Origin of the sequence: Aeromonas sp. 3P (assembly GCF_051919745.1) — a bacterium.
In the GTDB taxonomy this organism is placed as follows: Bacteria; Pseudomonadota; Gammaproteobacteria; order Enterobacterales; family Aeromonadaceae; genus Aeromonas; species Aeromonas veronii.
In genome coordinates, this window is sequence record NZ_JBQBED010000001.1 from 4,542,867 (window position 1) to 4,565,328 (window position 22,462).

Genomic DNA, 22,462 nt, shown 5'->3' on the forward strand with positions numbered 1-22,462 from the left:
ATGGTGTGAAACAAAATTTCATTGAATTCTAAATTAGAAAAGTCTAATTTATTGCCCATTATCATGTATGAGGAGTCTTGCAGATGAAACGGATCCTGATTATCGGTGGTGTCGCGGGGGGCGCATCGGCGGCGGCTCGTACTCGTCGTTTGAGTGAAGAGGCAGAGATCGTGATGTTCGAGCGGGGCGAGTTTGTCAGCTTCGCCAACTGTGGTCTGCCCTACCACATCGGGGGGGATATCCCCAATCGGGACGCCTTGCTGCTGCAGACACCCCAGAGTTTCAAGCGCCGTTTCAACGTCGATGTGCGGGTCTTCCACGATGTGATTGAGATCGACAAGGCGGGCAAGACCTTGCTGGTGCGCAACCTGCAAACCGGTGAAGAGCAGCGTGAGCATTACGATGTGCTGCTGCTGAGCCCGGGTGCGGCGCCAATCCGTCCTCCTTTCCCCGGTATCGACAGCCCCCATGTTTATACCCTGCGCAACATCCCGGACATGGATCGCATTCTGGCGGCCCTGCACCACGATCAGCCGCGCCACGTCACTGTGGTGGGCGGCGGCTTTATCGGGCTGGAGATGATGGAGGCGCTGCATCAGCGCAAGCTGGATGTCACCCTGCTGGAGCTGGCCGATCAGGTGATGGCACCGGTGGACAAGGAGATGGCCAACATGCTCCATGCCCGCATCCGGGAAGAGGGGATCGACCTGCGCCTTCGCACCGGCCTCACCGCCATCGAGAGTCTGGATCTGCCTGCCGAGAAAACCTCCGCCGTGCCGACCGCCAAAAGCGGTGGCCTGCGCCTGACCCTCAATGACGGTTCCCATCTTGATACCGGTCTCTTGATCCTCGCCATCGGCGTCAAGCCGGAAACCCTGCTCGCCGCCAAAGCGGGGTTGGAGCTGGGCCCGCGGGGCGGCATCAAGGTGGATGCCGGGATGCGTACCTCGGATCCCTTCATCTATGCGGTGGGGGATGCGGTGGAAGAGATTGACTTCGTCACCGGCGAATCTGTGCTGATCCCGCTGGCGGGCCCGGCCAACCGGCAGGGGCGCATCGCCGCCGACAATATGTTGGGCCGAAGCGAAACCTACAAGAAGACGCAAGGGACCGCCATCTGCAAGCTGTTCGATCTGGCGGTGGCCAGCACCGGCCTCAACGAGAAGCGACTGGTGCAACTGGGATTGCCGTTCGAGAAGGTTTATGTCCACCCGGGCAGCCACGCCGGTTACTACCCCGGCGCCCATCCGGTCAGCCTCAAGCTGCTGTTTGCCCCGGATGGCAAGATTTATGGCGCCCAGGCCATCGGCAAGGATGGCATCGACAAGCGCATCGACGTGCTGGCGGTAGCTCAACGTGCCGGTCTCACCGTGTTTGATCTGCAGGATCTGGAGCTTACCTATGCGCCGCCGTTCGGCTCGGCCAAGGATGTGATCAACATGGCGGGCTTCGTGGCAAGCAACCACCTGAAGGGGGACACCCAGCTCTGCCACGTGGCCGAGGTGCAGGCTCGTAACCCCCATCAGCTGGTGGTGGATGTGCGCAATGGCCCGGAGCTCGACAAGCTGGGCCGCATTCCGGGGGCGCTGCATATCCCCCTCGACGAGTTGCGTGGTCGCCTCCATGAGTTGCCCAAAGAGAAAGAGCTGCTGATCAGCTGTCAGGTCGGGCTGCGCGGCCATGTCGCCTGCCGCTTGCTGAGCCAGCACGGCTTCAAGGTGAAAAACCTCTCCGGCGGCTTCAAAACCTGGCAGATGGCCACCGCCGAGTAACCGTTTTATTTCTGTGCCTGTTTGCCCCTCTCCCTTGTGCGTGCAAGATGAGGGGCTTTTTGTTTCTGCTTTTCGCCCTTCTTGCATTCCCCTCGTTGCTGCAATATTTCGACACACTTTATTTCCTGTGCCGGACAAAATTAACGTTTTGTTCAGGGGATGGGTGCTATAACCCCTGCCTCGTTCATGATGAACCGTGTAGTAGGGAGAGTGACATGCTGGATATGCTGATGGCCATTTGGCATCAGGATTTTGACGCCCTGGTTCAGATGCAGGCGGTACCCCTGCTGATCAGTTGCCTGATGCTGGTACTGCTGCTGGAGTCCGCATTCGTCTTCCTGCCCCTGCCGGGGGACAGTCTGGTACTGCTGGCCGGTGGGTTGGTGGGCATGGGGGTGTTTGGCCCCGAAGTGACTCTTGTCTATCTGCCGTTGGCTGCTGGCATAGGTTCTGTGCTCGCCTACTGGCAGGGACGGGCACTGCAGCGCACCCGCTTTATGGATCATATCGAACGGATGTTGCCTCCCGACAGCCTGCCCAAGGCGACCCGGCTGCTGAAAAAGTACGGTTTTCTGGCGATGTTCTCCTCCCGTTTTATCCCGTTCGTGCGGGTACTGACCCCCATGCTGATGGGGATTGGCCGCCTGAGCGTGCTGCGCATGTGCGTGGCCAGCTTTGCCAGTGCCTTTATGTGGGCGCTCTGCCTTAGCCTAGTGGGCAAGCTGGCGATGAATACCCCCTTCTTCCTCCACCACAGCGAACTGTTGACCCGGGCCCTGCTGATTACCTCGCTGGTGCTGTTTCTGGCGGCCGTCATGGCCATCCTGTTTCGCTGGTTCAAAGGCGGAGCAAAAAACGAGACCAGCCACGACTAGATGACAACCCTTGCCGCACTGGATCAGTGGGCAAGGGGATTCTCGTGCAGTAGGGGCGCGGAAATGTGCCCATTCGGGTAATGAGCTTTGTGTCGGGTGAGCAGGATGCCTTATCCTGTTTGCTGCCACGCTGCGCTTGCAGCGCTCCAACTCGGGATGGAACCTATGCGCCTCTTCGACTCTCCCTCTGCGTCTCACCGCTCTACCGCCGGAACCGGCGCTCTGCGCCGCCGCTGGTCAACCCTGCTGCTTTGCGGGATGGTCGGTTTGCTGTTGGCCGGTTGTGGCCCCGACAAGCCTGTCGCCAATGGGCCGACTATAAAGCCTGCCGCGCAGCAGGAAACGGGCGCCCCAAGCGCCGTGGTGCAGGCAAATGCCCGCCAATATCGCGATGCCCCGGCGCTGGCGCTGGTCTTCTCTGGCCCCTTGGCGCCGAAGGCCAATTGGCAGAGCTGGCTCGGGGTCAGTGAGGGGGGCAAGCAGGTGCAGGGGGAGTGGATCCTCGCTGAAGATGGTCGCACCCTCTATTTCCCGAACGTGCAGCCCGATAAAAGCTATGAAGTGAGCCTCAAGGCGGGGCTGGGCCCATCCCCCCAGAGCTGGACCCTCAAGACCCGGCCGCTGGAGGCGGGGGCTTCGTTTACCGCCAGCGGCATGGTATTGCCGCTGCGTAAGGAACTTCGCTTGCCCATCAGCGCTGTCAACGTGGATGAGGTCAATATCGATTTCTTTCGGGTCGATGCGGAATATCTGCCCCGTTTTCTGGCGGAATATCGCCCCGGTGCCGGCATGGGGAACTGGGAGCTTGAGCAGATCACCCAGCGGGCCAAGCGGGTATTCAGCGGCCGCTATGCGCTGGAGCTCGATGCCAACCGGCGCGAGACCCGCCTCATCAATGTGAAGGAGCCGCAGCTGGCTGAGGCTGGCGTCTACTTTGCGGTGATGTCGCCCCTTGGCAACTACGACTGGCGCAAGGAGACCACCTATTTTGCGGTGAGCGACATGGGGCTCAGTGCCCGCCGTTACCGCGATCAGCTGGAGGTGTTCGTCAGCTCCCTGGCCAGCGCCGACCCGCTCAAGGATGTGCAGCTCTCCCTGCTCGACGAGAAGGGTAACCGGCTGCAGGTGCAAACCACCGATCCGCAGGGCCATCGTCGCTTCGATCAGGTGCAGGGGGCCCGCTTGCTGCTGGCCGAACAGGGCAACCATCTGGCGGTGCTGCGCCTCGATGGGGCGGCGCTCGATCTCTCCACCTTCGATCTCGGCACCCAGCCCTGGCAGGCCCAGCAGTTGTATCTGTTCAGTGGGCGCGATCTCTATCGCCCCGGCGAGCGGCTCGACAGCGAGATTTTGCTCAAAGGGCAGGATGGCCAGCTGCTGCCGGGCATGGCGGTGGAGCTGGAGGTGAAGCAGCCGGACGGCCAGCTGCTCGAACAAAAGCGGCTGCTACCGGACAATCTTGGCGCGGCCCACTACGGTCTGCGCCTGCCGGACGATGCGCCGCTCGGGCGCTGGACCATTAACCTCAAGACCGCCGCTGGTAGTCGTTTCGAGTGGCCCTTTTTGGTGGAGGAGTTTTTGCCGGAGCGGCTCAAACTGCAGCTTGGCAAGGGGCCGGATGGTGAAGTGACGGATCTGGGCGCCTCCCTCACCCTGCCGCTGCAAGGGGACTATCTCTACGGTGCACCGGCGAGCGCCACCAAGGCCAAGGCGGAGGTAAAGATCAGCCGCGCCACCATGCCTTTTACCCAGTGGCAGGAGTTCACTCTGGGTGACGTGCTGCTTGCCGAGCAGGCCAAGGATCTCGAGGCGCGCAGTCTCACCCTCAATGAGCAGGGGCAGGGGACTTTTTCGCTTGCTGATGAACTCGATGGGGTGCGCGCCCTCGGGCCGCTGGAGGTGGCCTATCGGGTGTCGCTCGCCGAGCCCGGTGGCCGCGCCGTCAATCGCAGCCGCACCCAGTATGGCTGGCCCGCGGGCAGCCAGTGGCCGGCGCTCAAGGCCGACTTCGTGGCGGATCGGGTAGAGGGGGGTAAGCCGCTCCCCTTCCAGATCCTCAACCTTGATGAGCAAGGCCAGCCGGTGGCGGGGGCGGTGAAGGTGCGCCTTATCAACGAGTACCGCGACTACTACTGGCATTACGCCGATGGGGAGGGGTGGAAGTACGAGTTCAACAGCCAGCCCTATCTGGAACAGGAGCAGACCCTGCAGCTGGATGGCAAGGGGCCGACCCCGCTCACGCTTCAACTGGCGGCGGGCTGGTATCGATTGGAGGTGGAGAACAGTCAGGGCCATCAATCGAGCCTGCGGGTGGAAATAGGCAGTTATGCCTGGGGCGGTGGTGGCGAGCAGGCACGGCCTGACAAGATTGCCATCACCCTCGACAAGCGCGCCTATCAGGCGGGTGACAAGGCCAAAGTGACGCTGGTGGCCCCGCGCCCCGGCAAGGGCTTGCTGCTGGTGGAAGATGGCGACGGTCTGCGCTGGTGGCAGCGTATTGAACTCAAGGGGGCCGGTGGCGATGCCAAGGATGCCCGCGGCGAGTTCGAGATCCCGGTCAGTCCCGAGTGGCAGCGCCATGACTTGCATATCTCGGCCCAGATCGCCGCGCCAGACAGCGCCTCCAAACCGGCTGGCAAGCAGCAGGGGCAGAGCCTGCGCTCGGTCGGACTGGTGCCGCTCACCCTGGACCGGGAAGCGCGCCGTCTGCCGCTCACCCTGAGCGCGCCTGATACAGCGGTGCCGCTTACCCGGCTGGAAGTGACCGCAACCTCCACCCCCAATAGCCAAGGGCGGGTGGTGCTGGCGGCGGTGGATCGGGGCGTGCTCAACATCAGCGACTACCAGCCTCTCGACCCGTTCGAGATCTTCTTTGGTCGCAAGCGCTTCGCCCAAGATTTGTTCGACAACTACGGCCAGGTGATCCCGCCGCAGGATGGCAAGCTGGCCCGCCTCAACTACGGGGGCGATCGGGCGCCGCTGAAAAAGGGTGGCGCGCTGGAGAGCCGGGTCGAGATAGCCGCACTGTGGAGCGGCGTGGTGAGCTTTGACCAGCAGGGCAAGGCAGTGATCCCGCTCGATTTGCCCAACTTCAACGGCGAACTGGCACTGATGGCGCTGGCCTGGAACGAACAGCAAGTCGGCGAGGCCGAGCGCGCCGTCAAGGTGGTGGCGCCCTTGGTGGCCGAGATTGGCTGGCCGCGCTTTGGCGCGAGAGGGGATGAGACCCGTGCGCTGGTGCAGCTGCGCAACATGAGCGGCGAGGAGCAGACCCTCTCCCTTGCCTGGACCCTCAATGGTGGGCTCAAGGCAAACGGCGAGCTACCCCGCACCCTGGCCCTTAAAAATGGCGAGGAGCAGTGGCTGACCCTGCCGCTCACCGTGACCGGGGCGAGCGGTGTGGCGAGCCTGCAGTTGGCGGCCAGCGGCAAGGATTTTGCCATCAGCCGCGACTGGTATCTGCCGCTGCGCTCCCCCTGGCCTGCCGAAACTCGCCAACGCTACCAGATGCTGGCCCCCGGCCAGCAGATGAGCTTTGCGCCAGCTGAGCTGGCTGGGCTGGATCGCGCCAATCTGCAGGGGCTGCTCAGCCTCTCCGGTACTCCCCCCTGGGATCCGGCAGCCCAGTGGCAGGCGCTGGCCGACTACCCCTACGCCTGTCTGGAGCAGACTCTGTCCCGTGCCTGGCCTTACTTGCTGACCACGGCCGATGAGCGGGCCGCCTGGAGCAAACCCGCAGAGGGCAAGAAAGCGGCGAGCGAGGCGGATGTGCAACGCGCCCTGCTGCAACGGCTGCAGCGGTTGCAACTGCCAAGCGGCGGTTTTGGCCTGTGGGATGGTCGCTCCGACGAGGAGCAATGGCTCACCGCCTATGCCGCCGACTACCTGCTGGCGCGCAAGGAGGCGGGCGACGCCGTGCCGGAGGCAATGCTCAATCAGGCGCTGAACCGGCTGCAGAGCTATCTCACCGACAGCCAGTATGGCGAGCGCTGGAGCAGTGCCCCCGAGCACAGCCGGCTGGCCTATCAGGCCTACAGCGCCTATGTGCTGGCCCGGGTGGGCAAGGCGCCGCTCGCTACCCTGCGCCTTATCTGGGAGCAGCAGGCCGATCACGCTCGCTCCGGTTTGCCGCTTTTGCACCTCTCGCTGGCGCTCTCGGCCATGGGGGATGAGCAGAATGCCGCCAAGGCCCTCAGCCGGGCATTGGCGACCGAGCGCGGGGATGACTATCTGGGTGATTACGGCTCACTGCTACGCGATGAAGCCCTTGAGCTCTCCTTGCTGCGTCAGCACAAGCTGGCTGCGGAGCGCTGGCTTGATCTCAGCGCCAAGGTGGCCGATACCCTGGCTCACCGTCAGTGGCTCAGCACTCAGGAGCGGCTTGCCCTGTTGCGACTCGCCCGCTTCGATCCGGCCGCCGACTGGCAGGCCAAGGTGACTTCCTCTCTTGGCAGTGGATCCCTGAGCGGTTCGGCTCCGCTGCAGCAGAGTGCCCCCGAGGCACTGGCCGCGAGCACCGTCACCAACGAGGGCAAGGGATCCCTCTATGTGCAGCGCACTCTGGTCGGTTACCCCGAACAGGCACCGGCACGGATCAGCAAGGGGATGAGTGTGACCCGCAGCTGGTTCAACAGCGACGGTCAGCTGTTTGATCCCGCCAAGGTGAAGGTGGGCGATCTGGTGGTGGTGCGGCTCAACGTCAGCAGCGAGTCGGCGGTGCCCGATGCCCTGCTGGTGGAGATGGTGCCCGCCGGCTTCGAGCTGGAGAACCCGGCCCTTGGCAACAGCATCAAGCTGGAAGAGCTCTCCATTGAGGGGAAACCGGCGTGGCAGAGCGAGTGGAACGACTATCTCAAGCATCAGGAGTTTCGCGATGACCGCTACACGGCAGCGCTGGATCTGAGCGAGGGGAGCAACCAGCAGCTGGTCTACCTGATGCGGGCGGTGACGCCGGGTCGCTATCAGGTGCCACCGACCCAGGTAGAGGATATGTACCGGCCTGAACTGCGGGCTGTGGGTGAGGATATCCACGAGGTGCGTATCTCTGAGTAACAAACCCTCCCTTGAGCGGGTTCGCCCGCTCACTTTTTGGCAGCATGGTTGGCTGAAATTAGGTCGCACTGGCCGCGCTGGCTGGCGCTGGCTGGGCCGTCTGCCGCGCTGGCTGCGTTTCTCGGTGCTGGGAGTTGTCGCACTGCTGCTGTCATTGCTGGCGTTGGATCGACTCTTCCCGCCGCCGCCACTCGACCCCGCCTATGCGCGGGTGGTGCTCGACATGAAGGGGCGGCCGCTGCGCGCCTTTGCCGATACCAGCGGCGTGTGGCGCTACCCCGTGACCCTGGAGCAGGTCTCCCCCCGCTATATCGAGGCGTTGCTGGGCTACGAGGATCGCTACTTCTGGCGTCATCCTGGAGTCAATCCGGTGGCCATGGTGCGCGGGGTCTGGCAGTGGCTGCGCTATGGGCGGGCTGTGTCGGGCGGCTCGACCCTCACCATGCAGGTGGCGCGTCTTATCGAACCCTACCACAGGAGCGTGCCCGGCAAGTTGCGCCAGATGGCCCGTGCGCTGCAACTGGAGTGGCACTACGACAAGCGCACCCTGCTCACCGTCTACCTCAATCGGGCGCCGTTTGGCGGCAATCTGGAGGGGGTGCAGGCGGCAAGTTTTGCCTATCTCGGCAAGAGCGCCGCCAAGCTGACCTATGCCGAGGCGGCGCTGTTGGCGGTGCTGCCGCAGGCCCCCAGTCGCAACCGGCCGGACCGCCATCCCGAGCGGGCCCGCACCGCCCGTGACAAGGTGATGCAGCGGCTGGTAGCGCAAGGCGTCTGGCCCGAACAGGTGTGGCTGGAGGGGCGTATCGAGCCGGTGCTGGCCCGCGGTCACTTCACGCCGATGGAGGCGCCGCTCTTTGCCCGTCTCGCCGCCGACCATCAGGCCGGGGCGCTGGTGCACACCACCATTGATGGCGATCTGCAGCGCTGGTTGGAGGGGCGGGTGGCGAGCTACATTCGCCGCTTCCCCGAGCAGACCTCAGCGGCGTTGCTCTTGGTAGATAACAAAACCATGGCTGTGCGCGCTTATGTGGGTAGCGCCGAGTATGGCAATTTGCGCCGCCACGGTTATCTCGACATGGTGCAGGCAATCCGCTCTCCCGGCTCCACCCTCAAGCCCTTTATCTACGGTCTGGCGATGGATGAAGGGTTGGTGCACTCGGCCTCCCTGCTCTCCGATGCGCCGAGGCTGGGATCTGACTATCGCCCCGCCAACTTTTCCGGCGCCTTTCAGGGGCCGGTGACCCTCGCTCAGGCACTGCAGCAATCCCTCAACGTGCCGGCGGTGCAGGTGCTGGAGGCGCTCGGGCCCGACAAGCTGGTCAGCCGCCTCGACAACGCTGGGGTGCGGCTGGCGCTCTCCGACAAACCCAATCCGGCCATTGCGCTGGGGGCGGCGGGCATTCGACTCGAGCAGCTGGTGGCCATCTACAGCGCACTGACCCGGCAGGGGCAGGTGGCAATGCCGGTCTGGCTGGCGGGGCAGCAGGCGGTGTCACGCCCCTTGCTGAGCCCGGGAGCGGCCTGGATCATCTGGCAGATATTGAGCGCGCAGGGACGGGCGGACCAACCCTTTGCCAGCGAGGCGACCGGCCGGGTCAACAGGCTGGCCTGGAAGACCGGTACCAGCTATGGCTATCGCGACAGCTGGGCGATGGGGGTCTCCGGTCGCTGGACCATCGGCGTCTGGCTGGGGCGCCCCGACGGTACCCCTATGCCCGGTTTTTACGGCCAGAGCGCGGCGGTGCCGCTGCTGCTTTCGGTCTACTCGCGACTGGCTGACAACAGCCCTCTGCCGGCACAGCCCAACACGGTGAGCGAGGCCGAGATTTGCTGGCCGCTGGGGCGCAAGGCGAACGCGACCCTGCCTGAAGCCTGTTTGCAGCGCCAGAGCGCCTGGTTGCTGGAAGGGCGCGATCCTCCCACCTTGCCGGATCCCATGGACTGGCCCTCGCCGCTGCGGCAAGTTGCACTCACTGCCGAAGGCAAGCCGACGCTGACCCGTTGCCCCGATGCGGCACAATCCGGTTTTCGGGCACTCTGGCCGTTGTCGTTGGAGCCTTGGCGGTCCCCCAGCGAGCGGCGGCAGTCGCTGCTCGCCAGCAGTTGTGCAGGGGAGGGGCAGAGCGCCGAGCTGCAGGCCCCCATTCGCATCGTGGCGCTGGGGGAGGGCAACCTTATCCGCAGCCAGCGCTATCGGTTGCAGCCCAAGGTGCTGGGCGGTGTCGGCAAGTCGGCCTGGTTTCTCAACGGCCAGCGACTGCGCTGGGACGGGGATCAGGTGCTGAGTGTGGCGGGTCGTTATCAGCTGGTGGTGGTGGATGAAGCGGGCAACAGCGATCGTATCGAGTTTCGCGTGGTGCATCCTGACAGTGATGCCGGCACCATCACCCGTTGATCGTTTTGCCGACAGCCATTGAGGTGAATGTAATTAACTATTTGAAATGCATCAATATTTGATTGGATGAATTAATTTATGAATAATTACGAGTTCATTCAAATCCAATCGGGAGTTCTCTTTTGCTGCGTGTTCTGTGTCCCTTGCTGGTGCTGATGAGTTCGGGTTGTGCCACAACCGATCATGGTGATCACCATGTTTCTCCTGAACGTACCGGGTTCTATTCACCTTTCGAACCAGCTTCCGAGAGTTTTGCGCGTTGCTATCAGAAACAGTTTGCCTGTACCCCTTCCAATATCCGCCGTGACAGGGCGATGGAGGCGCGCAGGAAGGCGCAAGAGCGGGCCAATCATCGTGGTGATGATTGGTAGGCCGCAGATAACGAGAGGGGTTGGCAAATGCCAACCCCTTTTTCATTCCGCCCATTCAGCCCGGTTGGCGCAGATGGCCGAGCCGGGTGAAAAAGTGCTGGCTCTTGCGCTGGTGAAAGTGGCTCTTCTTGATGGGATGGAAGATGAGGTTGCTTTCGGGGTGGCTCGCCTTTAACTGGTGGAGCATGGCTACGGCGGGCAGGCTGGTGCTGACCAGGGTGGTGAGTGGCATGCTGAGGGTCTCGGGCCCGAGCAGTTGATTGAGCCCTTGCTGAGCCTGCTCAAGGCGGGTCAGGGCCGCCGGGTCGGCATAGCCGCTACCCAGCATGGCGAGCAGGTTGTCGATGGCCAGATGAAATTCGGCCAGCTGTTGGCGAAAGCCGCTGCGCCCGCGCAGGGCAATCAGCTCTGCAAACGGAATGTCGGCCAGGTGAGTGGGCACTTGCAACGGGATCTCGAGGTGGAAGCAATCCTGACCACCGCGATTGTGGTAGCGGGATTCGAGCAGATGGAGCAGGCGGTCGAGATAGTCGTGATCGGTAATAAGCGCCCCGTCATTGGCGAGTGCCCACTCACGGGCGAGACGCATGGAGAGCAGGTTGGCAAAGCGCCGCGCCATTCTGATCCCCCCTTCATCCCGGGTCGCAAAGCCGTGAGTAAGGCAAAAGCCGTGCAGCCGCTCCAGCCCCGCCTGATCCGGGCAGAAGCAGTCGTGGTTGGCCTCCTGACGCCAGCGACCAATCAGCTCCTTGTTGCCAAACACCTTGTGGCGGACGAAATCGGGGGCCACCAGGCCGCTTATCTGGTTCTCCAGTTGCGGGGTAATGGCGGCAAAGAAGGCGGCATCGGGCCGCTCGGCCAGCAGATCGGTCTGCTGTTGAAGGGTATCGAGCAGGGCGGTGAGACCGCTCTTTTCGCTGACGGTGAAGACGAAGGCGAGCCGCTCCAGATAGAGCAGGGCAAATTTGAGCCAGAGCTCGTCACGTACCTCCATGCCGGGGTAGTAGATATAGGTCTTCATCGGATCAGTCTGTTGTCAAAAATCTGGCGAGGCGCAGGGTCGGGAATATACGCAAGATTGGCGCTGCACGGCAAACACTGCGTGGGGGAATGTGAGCAAACGCTCATCCAGTAGGCGCTGGCCACAAAGTTCTGATATAATTCGCGCCCTTAAATCAAGGTCACCCGAGTCATTACCATGAAGTTCATTATCAAGCTGTTCCCGGAAATCACCATCAAGAGCAAGTCGGTTCGCCAGCGCTTTATCAAGATCCTGCAGGGCAATATCCGCAACGTCCTGCGCCGCTTCGACGACGATGCCCGCGTACGGATGGATTGGGACAAGCTTATTGTGAGCTCTCGCAATGACCAGTTCCGCGAGCAGGCTATCGAAGCTTTGGCCTGTATTCCGGGCATTCAGGCCTTCCTCGAGGTACAAGCCAGCAAGTTTACCGATCTGCACGACATCTTCGAGCAGGTGAAAGCCGTATGGGGCGACCAGCTCAAGGGCAAAACTTTCTGCGTGCGCGCCAAGCGCCACGGCAAGCATGAGTTCTCCTCCCTCGAGGTTGAGCGCTATGTGGGCGGTGGACTGAACCAGCACTGCGAAAGCAATGGTGTGCGCCTCAAGAACCCGGATGTGAAGATCAACCTCGAGATCGACGGCGAAGAGCTCTTTATTGTCAGCGCCATCCATCAGGGCCTGAGCGGCATGCCCATCGCGACCCAGGAAGATGTGCTGAGCCTGCTCTCCGGCGGTTTTGACTCCGGCGTGGCGTCGTTCCAGTTCATCAAGCGCGGCTGCCGCGTGCACTACTGCTTCTTCAATCTGGGCGGTGCGGCCCACGAGATCGGCGTCAAGCAGGTGGCCTATCACCTGTGGAACCGTTTCGGCTCCTCCCACCGGGTACGTTTCACCGCTGTGGACTTCGAGCCGGTGGTTGCCGAGATCCTCGAGAAGATCGACAACGGTCAGATGGGCGTGGTGCTCAAGCGGATGATGATGCGTGCTGCCGCCAAGGTGGCCGATGAATTCCAGATCCCGGCGCTGGTGACCGGTGAGTGTGTGGGTCAGGTCTCCAGCCAGACGCTCACCAACCTGAACGTGATCGACCGGGTCACCGACAAGGTGATCCTGCGCCCGCTTATCACTTGGGACAAGCCGGATATCATCAACGAAGCCCGCCGTATCGGCACCCTGGAGTTCGCCGAGACCATGCCGGAGTATTGCGGTGTCATCTCCAAGAAGCCGACCGTGAAGGCCGATCTGACGCGCATTGAAGAGGAGGAGGGCAACTTCGACTTCGCCATTCTGGACAAGGTGGTCTCCGAGGCCCGTTACCTCGATATCCGCCGTATCGGTGAAGATACTGCCGCTGAAGTGCAAGAGGTGGAAACCACCCAGGTGCTGGGCGCTGACGAGGTGATCCTGGATATCCGCTCTGCCGATGAACACGACGAGAAGCCGCTGGTGGTGGAAAATCGTGAAGTGCTGCATATCCCCTTCTTCAAGCTGGCCACCGCCTTTGGCGATCTGCCCAAAGAGAAGACCTACCTGCTCTACTGCGATCGCGGTGTGATGAGCAAGCTGCAGGCGCTGTATCTGAAAGAGAAGGGCTTTGACAACGTCAAGGTGTACCGCCCGTAAGCGTGTTTTTTACCTTCAATAAAAAAATCCGGCCAATGTGCCGGAGTTTTTTATTTCACAGAGTGAGCCCTGACTATCAGGGACAGGGAACCGGAGTGAAGGAGTCTTGCCCCTGGCAACGCCAGCCCATTTCCGCCTCCCGCATCTGCCACAGGTTGTTGCTGCGATAGAGGGTCAGGATGTAGATCATGTCGCTCTTGCTGCCGTCGAGGGCGACCGAGAGTACCAGATCATTGTCCAGTTGCTGGGCATGGATGCGACTGGGTGTGTCACCATGACCGACGAATCGCAGAGCGACCTCACGGTAGTCATTGACCCAGTTTTGCTGTTGATGGCTTGCCTGGCGTATCTGCTGGTTGAACTGCTGCACCGGCGCCGAGGCCAGTCGTCCAAATACCACTTGTGCTTCGGCGTGGGCTGCCGTCACGTTCGCCAGGAGAAGGGTGGTAAGCATACCGATTTTGCGCATGAGAAGTTCCGGCTAACAACGACTGCTTCTATGACAACAGAAAAGCCTATTTGGTTCAACGCGCGGCCCACAGCGACATGATGACGCTGTGGGCCTGCTCTCAATTGCGTTGCAGCGAGAAGGTGGGCAGCGACAGATGCCAGTAGATAGCAGCTACTCGCAGGCCAAACACGGCCGTCATGCAGATGAGCATGGCCGTTACCCTGTCCATGTTCGCCTCCAGCGCCAGGGTATAGAGAATGCCGCCGAGGATACAGGCGGTGGCATAGATCTCTTTTTGCAGCACCATGGGCACCTCCCGCGCCAGTACATCGCGGATCATGCCACCGGCTACCCCGGTCATGGTGCCCATAATCACGGCAATCAGCCCCGGGGTGCCGAAGTTGAGGGCCTTCTGGGCACCGATCACGGTAAAGAGGGCCAGCCCGAAGGCATCCGCCACCGGCAATACATACCAGGGCATCCTGCGGGGCAGCTTGACCATCCACATACCGATCAGCGCCGTCGCAATGACGACCCAGATATAGAGGGGATCGCGCACCCAGAACACGGGGGTGGCTCCCAGGATCATGTCACGGATGGTGCCGCCGCCGATGGCAGTGACCGCCGCCAAAACCATGACGCCAAACCCGTCCATTCTGAGTCGGCCAGCCACCAATACCCCTGAAAACGCGAATACCGCAGTACCAAACATGTCGCTGATGTAAACAATCTGCTCAACCAGTGTCTGCATGGAGAACAACTCACGCCAAATTGTTGATGGGGCCGCGATTTTAGGGGCTGGTGAGCCTAATCGCCAACAGTGCTCGACAAAATTGAGAGTCGGGACGGATTTTTTCTCGCAGCACGAACCGTTAGTGTCTCGTTTGCCCCCTGCCGTTGGCGAGCTTCAGAATGTTGAGTCTGTCACTGGTTTTGGCCCGATTTTTTCCTTAAGTATCCCCCCGACCCGCCGATATATAAGGTAAGCGGCGTTAATGCGATGAAGCGTTGAAAAAAAATGCTAAAGACATCCAAAAACGAGCCGTTAAATAAGACGCATCGGGCACAGAAAATAATAAAGCCAGAGCAAATAGAAGAGTAAATTTAATAGCTTAGGAGAATAGTCATGGGCCTTTATATCAACACTAACGTTTCATCACTCAACGCTCAGCGTAACCTGATGAATACGACCAAATCACTGGATACTTCCTACACTCGACTGGCATCTGGCTTGCGTATCAACAGTGCCAAAGATGATGCCGCGGGTCTACAAATCGCTAACCGTTTGACCTCTCAAATCAACGGGTTGGATCAGGGTAACCGCAACGCCAACGACGGTATCTCTGTAGCTCAGACTGCTGAAGGTGCGATGGATGAGATTACCGCAATGCTACAGCGGATGCGCACCTTGGCCCAGCAATCAGCCAATGATTCAAACAGTAAGGATGATAGAACTGCCTTGCAACAAGAATATAAACAGCTCTCTACAGAAATTAATCGCATTGCCGGTGATACCACTTTTGGTGGTCAAAAAATATTAGCAGGTGGTTATAAAGGAACTTTCCAAGTCGGAGCTGAGGCTGGGCAGACCATTTCATTCAAAATGACCAATTCGTTCAAGCTGACAGGGATTGCAGAGATGACCAAGGGGAAAGCCGTAATTAAAGCAGCCTCTACAGCTACTGTGGCTGATGCTTGGGCTGTAACTGCTTCTACCGGTAAGGTCACGTGGGGTGATATTGACGATATATCGGGGTCGACAGGATCTAGCGCCCAGTTGGCGTTAGCAAACTTGGATTTTATGATTGGGGCGGTAGATAGCAAACGAGCTGAGTTGGGTGCGGTACAGAACCGCTTCGATTCAACCATTCGCAACCAGGCGAATATCTCTGAAAATGTCAGTGCAGCCCGTTCACGTATTCGTGATGCTGATTTTGCGACTGAAACCGCCAACCTGACCAAGCAAAATATTCTGCAGCAAGCTGCCTCGACCATTCTGTCGCAGGCAAACCAGCGCCCACAGTCTGCTCTGTCTCTGCTGCAAGGCTAACAAAAGAAAACAGGGCGGTTGTTCAGGCCGCCCTGGTCAAGAGATGGAACAAAGGGGTGTTCGGGTCGCACTCTGTTCTATCGGGAGAGATATAATTCTCTACTAGTAATGCCAAGTGTTGTCCAGCTGTGTAGTTCTGTCACGCTTGGTCATATTCTCCTGAGCATATGCTCATCTTTAGGCCGGTTTACCGGCCTCTTTTTATTGTGTCGCCAAGTTGACGTCACTCTATTAGTTCTTAGCATTAACCGTGCCAACACATCTTATCTCTTAACGCGGGCCCTCATCCGCTGCGAGCTGCATGGTGATGTTGCTCAATTCATGAACTTTTGCCGCCTGCCGGAGAAAATTTGCCGCTTTAGGCAACAATTTTCCTAAAGCTTGTATCTGCGCTGCCGTTAACCAAAGTGAAGCAATCGAGGGGTGTTCGGAATCCAACGTTTGCACTACTGCGGGTGCCCTGTTCGTTCAAACAGACACCCGCCTGAAGAGCCAGGACTGTTCAACCTGCTCTTCAAACGGTGGGACGTCGTGTTGTTTAGACGACGCAACCCGCAGTCGCATGTTCTTCGGGAGAATTTATTATGGCCATGTACATCAACACCAATACGTCATCACTGAACGCTCAGCGTAACCTGATGAATACCAACAAATCGTTGGATACTTCCTATACCCGTTTGGCATCTGGTTTGCGCATCAATAGCGCCAAAGATGATGCTGCCGGTCTTCAGATCTCAAACCGTTTGACCTCACAGGTCAATGGCTTGGATCAAGGGAATCGAAATGCAAACGATGGTATCTCTGTAGCTCAGACTGCTGAGGGCGCGATGGATGAGGTGACCAGTATGCTGCAGCGGATGCGCACGCTGGCTCAACAATCAGCAAACAGCTCCAACAACAAAGATGACCGTACTGCCTTGCAGCAGGAGTATAAGCAACTGACAACCGAGATTAACCGTATCGCCGGGGATACAACCTTTGGTGGTCAAAAAATACTCAATGGTAGCTATAAAGGAAGTTTCCAAGTCGGTGCTGATGCGGGTCAAACCATTTCATTCAAGATGACCAACTCCTTCAAATTGACCGGGATCGCAGAGATGACCAAGGGGAAAGCCGTAATTAAAGCGGCTTCTACTGCAACTGTCGCTGATGCTTGGACTGTAACTAATTCTACTGGCAAGGTTACTTGGGGTGATATTGACGATATCTCGGGTTCTACGGGCTCTAACGCGCAGATTGCGTTGGCGAATTTGGACTTTATGATTCAGGCCGTCGATAGCAAACGCGCCGAGTTGGGGGCGGTGCAGAACCGCTTCGATTCTACCATCCGTAACCAGGCTAACGTATCTGAAAATGTCAGCGCTGCTCGTTCTCGCATCCGTGATGCTGATTTTGCAACAGAAACTGCCAACTTGACCAAGCAGAATATTTTGCAGCAAGCAGCATCCAGTATTTTGGCGCAAGCCAATCAGCGTCCACAGTCTGCACTCTCTTTACTGGGTTAAGAGTCGGCACTGGAGTGATAGATAGAGGAGAGATAAGATGACGAATGAACTTGGAAGCCTGTCATCTGCTAGTGGCTCTTCTGTACTGTCGAAAGATAAGAGCGGCCATTCGGCCGCTCTACCACTTTCTGGCAGGCCGGCAGAATCGTTTAAAGGGCAGTCAGAAGAGCAGCTTGATGTTCAGAAAGAGATCAAACCGACTTCTCAATCTATGACATTGAGTGATGAAGAAGCTGAAGTTCAGGTACAAAAATTGCAGGAGTTTGGGCGATCACAAGGATGGACTGTGAATTTTAGTTTGGAGCGAGAGTTGAACGAAGTGGTCATCAAGGTAGTTGACTCTGACTCCAAGTCAGTCATACGCCAGATACCGAGTGAGGAACTGATCGCGCTAAGCAAGCGAATTAGAGAGTTGAGTGAGGAACACTCTAGCTCATCCCCCAGGGTTGGACTGTTGCTTGATCGTGAAGTATAAAACCATAAGTACAGTGGCTAGGAGAGGATAAAATGGCAACAATCACATCTGCAGGTGCCGGATCAAATCTTGATCTGGAGAGTGTTATCGCTGCTAGCCTCAATGCACGTAAGGCTCAGATTCAGCAACCCATCATTACCAAAAGAACCAATGCACAGGTTGAATTGTCAGGTCTTGGTCAATTCAAGTCTGCAATTAGCTCTTATGTTACTAGCCTCAAAGAGATGTCAAAATCAGATGCTTTTAACAAAAGAGCTATCAATATAACTCAGGATAAAGATAACCCAGTCCTAAAAGTAGAGAGTAAAACCGGTGCAGCTAATGGGCAGTACAATGTAACCGTCAATAAATTGGCTACAACGAGCAAATTTGAAGGGACATTCAATAACTCTACGGATCCATTGGTGACTCAAGATGGCACGCTTACATTCACCGCCGGTGCAAAAACGTTTAATGTAGATGTGAAGGCTGGCGATTCTCTTCAAGCGATCCGTAAACGGGTCAATGAAAATGGCAATAACTTTGGTCTGAATGCCAATATTATTAACACCTCTGATGGTAAAGCAAAGCTGGTTATTGACTCTGGTATTAGTGGTGCAGGTAAAGATTTGCAAATTACGGGTAGTACCGCAGGGTTGACAACCTTTGCCTCATCTTTAACCAAAACTCAGTCCGCAGAAAGTGCCGAAATTTCTGTTGATGGTAATACGTTAACGAGTGATAGTAACATGTTTGATGGCACTATCATGGGATTAAAAATGACAGTTCTGAGGGTGTCTGATAAAGACACTTCGGGTGTAGCAAAGTCTAATAAAGTTGATGTCACAACGGATAAAGATGGCATCAAGGAGATGGTAAAAAATTTCATTAAAGGCTATAACGAACTGGTTGTTAAAGCAGACTCGCTAGGTAAACGTAATTCTGTCGTCGCAGGTGTAACACAGAATGATGGCGGTGCATTAGCAGGGGACTCAATGACCCGTAGTGTCGTCAACCTTATGAGTAATACGCTTATCACTCCATCAGAGTCATCCAAAGAGTTTTCAACAATATTCCAACTTGGCATCAAGATGGATAATAAAGGGGTTCTTTCTCTTGATGATAAAAAATTTAGTGAGGCATTAGATAAAAATTTTGAACAAGTAGTGGCAGTATTTGGGGGCGAGAAGGGCGTTGCTGGTAAGTTGGCTACATCTCTGGAAAGTTATTCCAAAAGTGGCGGTTTGGTTGCACAACGAGAAGACTCACTAAATATAGAACTACGTTCTCTGGCAAAAAAAGAGAGTGACGCTGCTGCCGAACTTGTCAAATATGAGACCAGCTTACGCGCAAGATATGGTGGGTTGGATAGCTTGCTAGCAAAAATGAATCAATCCGCAAGTTATCTTAAAAATATTCAGACATCTAACAAAACTAGCTAATACGTGATTTATCTGTGACTCTTGTAATATAAATGAGGTTGTTATGTATCATAAGAGCATAAAAGCATACACCAGTCAAAATCTGCAGGCAGAGATGGCTGTTGCCGATCCTTATCGAGTTATCCAGCTGATGTTGCAAGGTGGTATAGAGCGGTTATCACAGGCCAAAGGTGCGATAGAACGCAAGGACTATGAGGGGAAATCCATCGCTATTTCCAAGAGCTTAGCAATTATCAATGGATTACAAGATGCCTTGGACCTTTCATATGGAGATATACCAGAAAATCTTTTTGCTTTATATGAATATATGAAATCTAGATTGTTTGATGCTAGCCGAGATATGGATTCAGCCCCTGTTGATGAGGTTGCTATTTTGCTTGGGACCATAAAAAGTGCATGGGATTCAATCCCCGTGGATGATCGGGTTAAAGCATTAGCTCAGCAGGCATCATTATGAGTGATGTTCAACATCTTTTTCATCTAAGCAAGCTTTTAGAATCGGCAATTAAATCACAAGATTTGCAATTGGCGCATGAGTTGGCGGATCAGCGCCTTGTATTATTGGATGGAATATACCATTCCAAAAAATACTCGCAGGAGTTGATTAATGCAGTCAGTGTTATTTTGAATAATGAACCGCTCCTCACGAAAATGATTTTAGATGAAAAAAATGAGATAAAGAAAAAGCTATTATCCGTTATCGCTTCAGATAAAGCGAGTCAATTATACAAGTCTCATTCTAAAAAGTAGGGTGAAAATGGATTTCCAAAAAAGCATTAGTGAAGTTGAAAAAGAAGTTGCGCGTCTAAAAATTCAGAGTGAGCAAGAAAAAGCAATGATTGAAGTGCTACCGATTCGTTTTGATAAAAACATGGAAGCATTTAAAAAGTACATGCCGGGGCTATATAAACGGTTTAATGATTATAAATCTGAGAGAGCATTTAGATTTTATTGCAATGAGAATGGGGTGCCAAACTTATTGTGGCTGGATGATAATGTATCGCTATATGGACATGATCCATTTTTGGAATGTAAAGCGCAGGTGGATAGTGTTTTACATTGCAATAATGCAATTCAGACAATAGAATTTTCTAGAGAAGATAATCCACTTGATTTCATTCATGTGAATTTCATGAATGAAATGTTGGAGCAACAAAGCCTTTTAGCTGACAGGCTTAAACCTATCTCAACGGCTGGTGATGTCATCCCGCTCGTTATTATGTTTGGTGTCGGATTGGGATATCAGATTTCATATCTTTTTGAACAGTGCCAGCCAAAGGTTTTCTTTATCGTTGAGCCAGATCTAGATTTGTTTTACGCCTCTATTTTTACTTTTGATTGGTTTTCTTTATTTGAATATATTGACAATGAAAATATTAATATTCATGTTTTTCTTGGCCAGACAAATGACGAAATAATAAACGACATAGCGCCTGCTATGGCGAAATTTGGTTCATATTTGGCGGCCGCTAGTATCGGATTTTGGCATTATAAAAGTGAAAAAATAATTGATTTAATAAAGAGAGTAAAGCAAGAGTTTTTTATATTGGCTAGCGGTTGGGGTTTTTTTGATGACAATATAATCGCAATGTCTCATTGCATCGAAAACGTCAAAAATAATATCCCATTTTTGGTGAAAGACCGGTATGTTGATGAAAAGTGGAAAAATACACCCGTTTTTATTGTTGGTAATGGCCCATCTCTCGATAATTCAATTGATACGCTGAAGTATCTACAAAATAGTGTAGTTATTATCAGTTGTGGCAGCGCACTTTCAGCATTGCATAGAGCTGGAATAAAGCCAGATATTCATGTTCAGGTTGAGAGAACCAAACTTGTCCCGGATACACATGCTTTATTGAATGATGATGATTATTTACGAGATATATTATTTCTTAGTGTGGATGTTATTCACCCTAATTGCATGACGCAGTTTGATAAGGTTGGATTAGCATTTAAGTTATTTGAACCAGGTCCATTTATATTAAAGCGTGACTTTGAAATTGCTAGATTACGCGACACGCTCAGAGCTGCTAACCCTCTTGTTGGAAATACGGGGTTAGCAACAGCATGTCGACTCGGATTTGAAAATATTTATCTTTTTGGCATAGACAATGGTTATGTCAGCGATCAGCACCATCACTCTAAACTAAGTTTTTATTTTGATGATGATGGAAAATCAAAAGAGAAACTATCTCTCTTGATTACGCAAAAAAGCAAGCATCTTGTACCTGGTAATTTTGGTGGGGATGTTGAAACAACGAATATGATGATCAACTCCAAGTTGGTAATGGAAAGTTTGATAAAGGTATATAAGCAGGTTGATATATTCAATTGTTCAAATGGTGCGGAAATTAAAGGTACTAAACCGACAAGAGTCAGTGATATCATTGTAGATAACGTGGTTGTTGATAAAAACGAATTAAAATCACATATCATAAATCATATTTACCAGCCAATGAATATTTCAACCGCGGATTTTGTTGGCAGGATCAATAGTGAATTTTTCGATGAGTTGATCGATAAAATGGTATCCGAATGGGAAGTCGATTTTTCCTCTCGGGAGAACATACTGCAGTGTATGATGAGACAATATGAGTATATGTCAGCCATTCGAAATAGTGGATATAACCATATATATCGATGTGTTATTGGTTCGTTATACTATTCATATAGCGTTATTTTGTCTACTTTGTATCGGTATGAGGAGTCTGATGACTTATATAAGGTAATCAATCTTATGATTTTTATTATGAGACAGTACTTTATTACCATGAAAGAAAAATACAAAAATGCATTAACAAGCATAGATAATAAACAGCACGGTTTACTAGATTGAGAATGAGATGCAGCCCTATCTTGGGCTGCGTTTTTATTCTTTGATATGGTCATTGATCTTGCTAAGCAAGACAGCTGACGTCCAACCGGTCGATATTTTAAAATGACCTAGCGTTTCGCTTTCAATAATGAATCCATTTTTAATAAAGGCATTGATGGATGCATGATTGTCGCCATATGCACCTGCTGTAATTTTGTGTATATTAAGCTGCGAAAAACAATAATCGGTTGCTATCTTGATGACCTCTGTTGCAATACCTCTTCCCCAATAATTTTTATCTCCTATCATTATTCCTAGCACGATGCTGCTATTTTTTTTGTCAATGATTGATAATTTCACATTTCCAATGTGTTTATTTTCTGTAAGGTCAATAATAGCCCAAAAAAGACCTTCTCTATGGTTTTCCATATAATAGTTGGTTAGTTTTTCGATATCCCACTTAATAAATCTAGACTCAAGATAACGATTTACTTCTGGATCATTCAGCCATGAGCAGTAAGTGTTATTAATATCTGATAGTTCAAGTCTTCTAATGCCAATTACAATTTTTTTTTGATGTGAACTAATTTCACTTGAAAGTATGATATTAGAATTCATCATATCAAC

At 54.7% G+C, this 22,462-nt stretch carries 16 protein-coding genes; 12 read left to right on the forward strand and 4 right to left on the reverse strand.

Features of this window, described 5'->3' with window-relative positions:
- The first annotated feature begins 83 nt into the window (after positions 1-83).
- From ACTG19_RS21175 to pbpC, 4 genes are all read left to right on the forward strand, one after another.
- A complete protein-coding gene (locus ACTG19_RS21175) occupies positions 84-1,772 on the forward strand; it encodes an FAD-dependent oxidoreductase (protein WP_317103915.1) in 1,689 nt (562 codons plus the stop codon).
- A gap of 215 nt (positions 1,773-1,987) precedes the next feature.
- The gene (locus ACTG19_RS21180) at positions 1,988-2,647 is read left to right on the forward strand and encodes a DedA family protein (RefSeq protein ID WP_005353037.1); all 660 of its coding nucleotides are present in this window, start codon (positions 1,988-1,990) and stop codon (positions 2,645-2,647) included.
- A gap of 165 nt (positions 2,648-2,812) precedes the next feature.
- A complete protein-coding gene (locus tag ACTG19_RS21185) occupies positions 2,813-7,699 on the forward strand; it encodes an alpha-2-macroglobulin family protein (protein ID WP_439989539.1) in 4,887 nt (1,628 codons plus the stop codon).
- On the forward strand, positions 7,665-10,097 hold the full coding sequence (gene pbpC, locus ACTG19_RS21190) for a penicillin-binding protein 1C (RefSeq protein ID WP_162628370.1): 2,433 nt from the start codon (positions 7,665-7,667) through the stop codon (positions 10,095-10,097). Before ACTG19_RS21185 ends, pbpC begins: the two co-directional genes overlap by 35 nt.
- A 426-nt stretch (positions 10,098-10,523) precedes the next feature.
- Here pbpC and ACTG19_RS21195 read toward each other — a convergent pair whose 3' ends face one another.
- Complete coding sequence (locus ACTG19_RS21195; RefSeq protein WP_113739236.1) at positions 10,524-11,489, reverse strand: hypothetical protein; 966 nt, start codon at positions 11,487-11,489, stop codon at positions 10,524-10,526.
- A 177-nt stretch (positions 11,490-11,666) separates the two neighbouring features.
- Here ACTG19_RS21195 and thiI point away from each other — a divergent pair, with 177 nt between their 5' ends.
- A complete protein-coding gene (thiI, locus tag ACTG19_RS21200) occupies positions 11,667-13,115 on the forward strand; it encodes a tRNA uracil 4-sulfurtransferase ThiI (protein ID WP_113739237.1) in 1,449 nt (482 codons plus the stop codon).
- Between the two features lie 76 nt (positions 13,116-13,191).
- On the opposite strand, the gene ACTG19_RS21205 is transcribed toward thiI, so the two are convergent.
- Together ACTG19_RS21205 and ACTG19_RS21210 are read right to left on the reverse strand one after the other, a co-directional pair.
- Positions 13,192-13,584 carry a hypothetical protein gene (locus tag ACTG19_RS21205; RefSeq protein WP_005333978.1) on the reverse strand — a complete coding sequence of 131 codons (393 nt, stop codon included), beginning with the start codon at positions 13,582-13,584 and terminating at the stop codon, positions 13,192-13,194.
- A 100-nt stretch (positions 13,585-13,684) separates the two neighbouring features.
- Complete coding sequence (locus ACTG19_RS21210) at positions 13,685-14,317, reverse strand: trimeric intracellular cation channel family protein (RefSeq protein ID WP_005333975.1); 633 nt, start codon at positions 14,315-14,317, stop codon at positions 13,685-13,687.
- A gap of 375 nt (positions 14,318-14,692) precedes the next feature.
- On the opposite strand from ACTG19_RS21210, the gene flaA reads away from it, so the two are divergent.
- The 7 genes from flaA to ACTG19_RS21245 all read left to right on the forward strand — a co-directional run bounded on the left by flaA (position 14,693) and on the right by ACTG19_RS21245 (position 21,856).
- On the forward strand, positions 14,693-15,616 hold the full coding sequence (gene flaA / locus ACTG19_RS21215; RefSeq protein ID WP_113739238.1) for a flagellin A: 924 nt from the start codon (positions 14,693-14,695) through the stop codon (positions 15,614-15,616).
- Positions 15,617-16,200: 584 nt separating this feature from the next.
- A complete protein-coding gene (gene flaB, locus ACTG19_RS21220) occupies positions 16,201-17,121 on the forward strand; it encodes a flagellin B (protein WP_113739239.1) in 921 nt (306 codons plus the stop codon).
- Between the two features lie 37 nt (positions 17,122-17,158).
- Complete coding sequence (locus ACTG19_RS21225) at positions 17,159-17,596, forward strand: flagellar protein FlaG (protein WP_113739240.1); 438 nt, start codon at positions 17,159-17,161, stop codon at positions 17,594-17,596.
- A gap of 32 nt (positions 17,597-17,628) precedes the next feature.
- Positions 17,629-19,017, forward strand: coding sequence for a flagellar filament capping protein FliD (fliD, locus tag ACTG19_RS21230; protein WP_113739241.1), 1,389 nt, complete (start codon positions 17,629-17,631; stop codon positions 19,015-19,017).
- A 43-nt stretch (positions 19,018-19,060) separates the two neighbouring features.
- A complete protein-coding gene (gene fliS, locus ACTG19_RS21235; RefSeq protein WP_113739242.1) occupies positions 19,061-19,474 on the forward strand; it encodes a flagellar export chaperone FliS in 414 nt (137 codons plus the stop codon).
- A complete protein-coding gene (locus ACTG19_RS21240; RefSeq protein WP_113739243.1) occupies positions 19,471-19,767 on the forward strand; it encodes a hypothetical protein in 297 nt (98 codons plus the stop codon). The genes fliS and ACTG19_RS21240 overlap by 4 nt, the downstream gene beginning before the upstream one ends.
- A 7-nt stretch (positions 19,768-19,774) precedes the next feature.
- Positions 19,775-21,856, forward strand: a complete 2,082-nt coding sequence (locus ACTG19_RS21245) for a motility associated factor glycosyltransferase family protein (RefSeq protein ID WP_113739244.1) — start codon at positions 19,775-19,777, stop codon at positions 21,854-21,856.
- Positions 21,857-21,889: 33 nt separating this feature from the next.
- Here the strand turns inward: ACTG19_RS21245 and ACTG19_RS21250 are convergent, their stop codons facing one another.
- Positions 21,890-22,456 (reverse strand): GNAT family N-acetyltransferase, encoded by a 567-nt coding sequence (locus ACTG19_RS21250; protein WP_113739245.1) that lies wholly within the window; start codon positions 22,454-22,456, stop codon positions 21,890-21,892.
- Between the last annotated feature and the right edge of the window lie 6 nt (positions 22,457-22,462).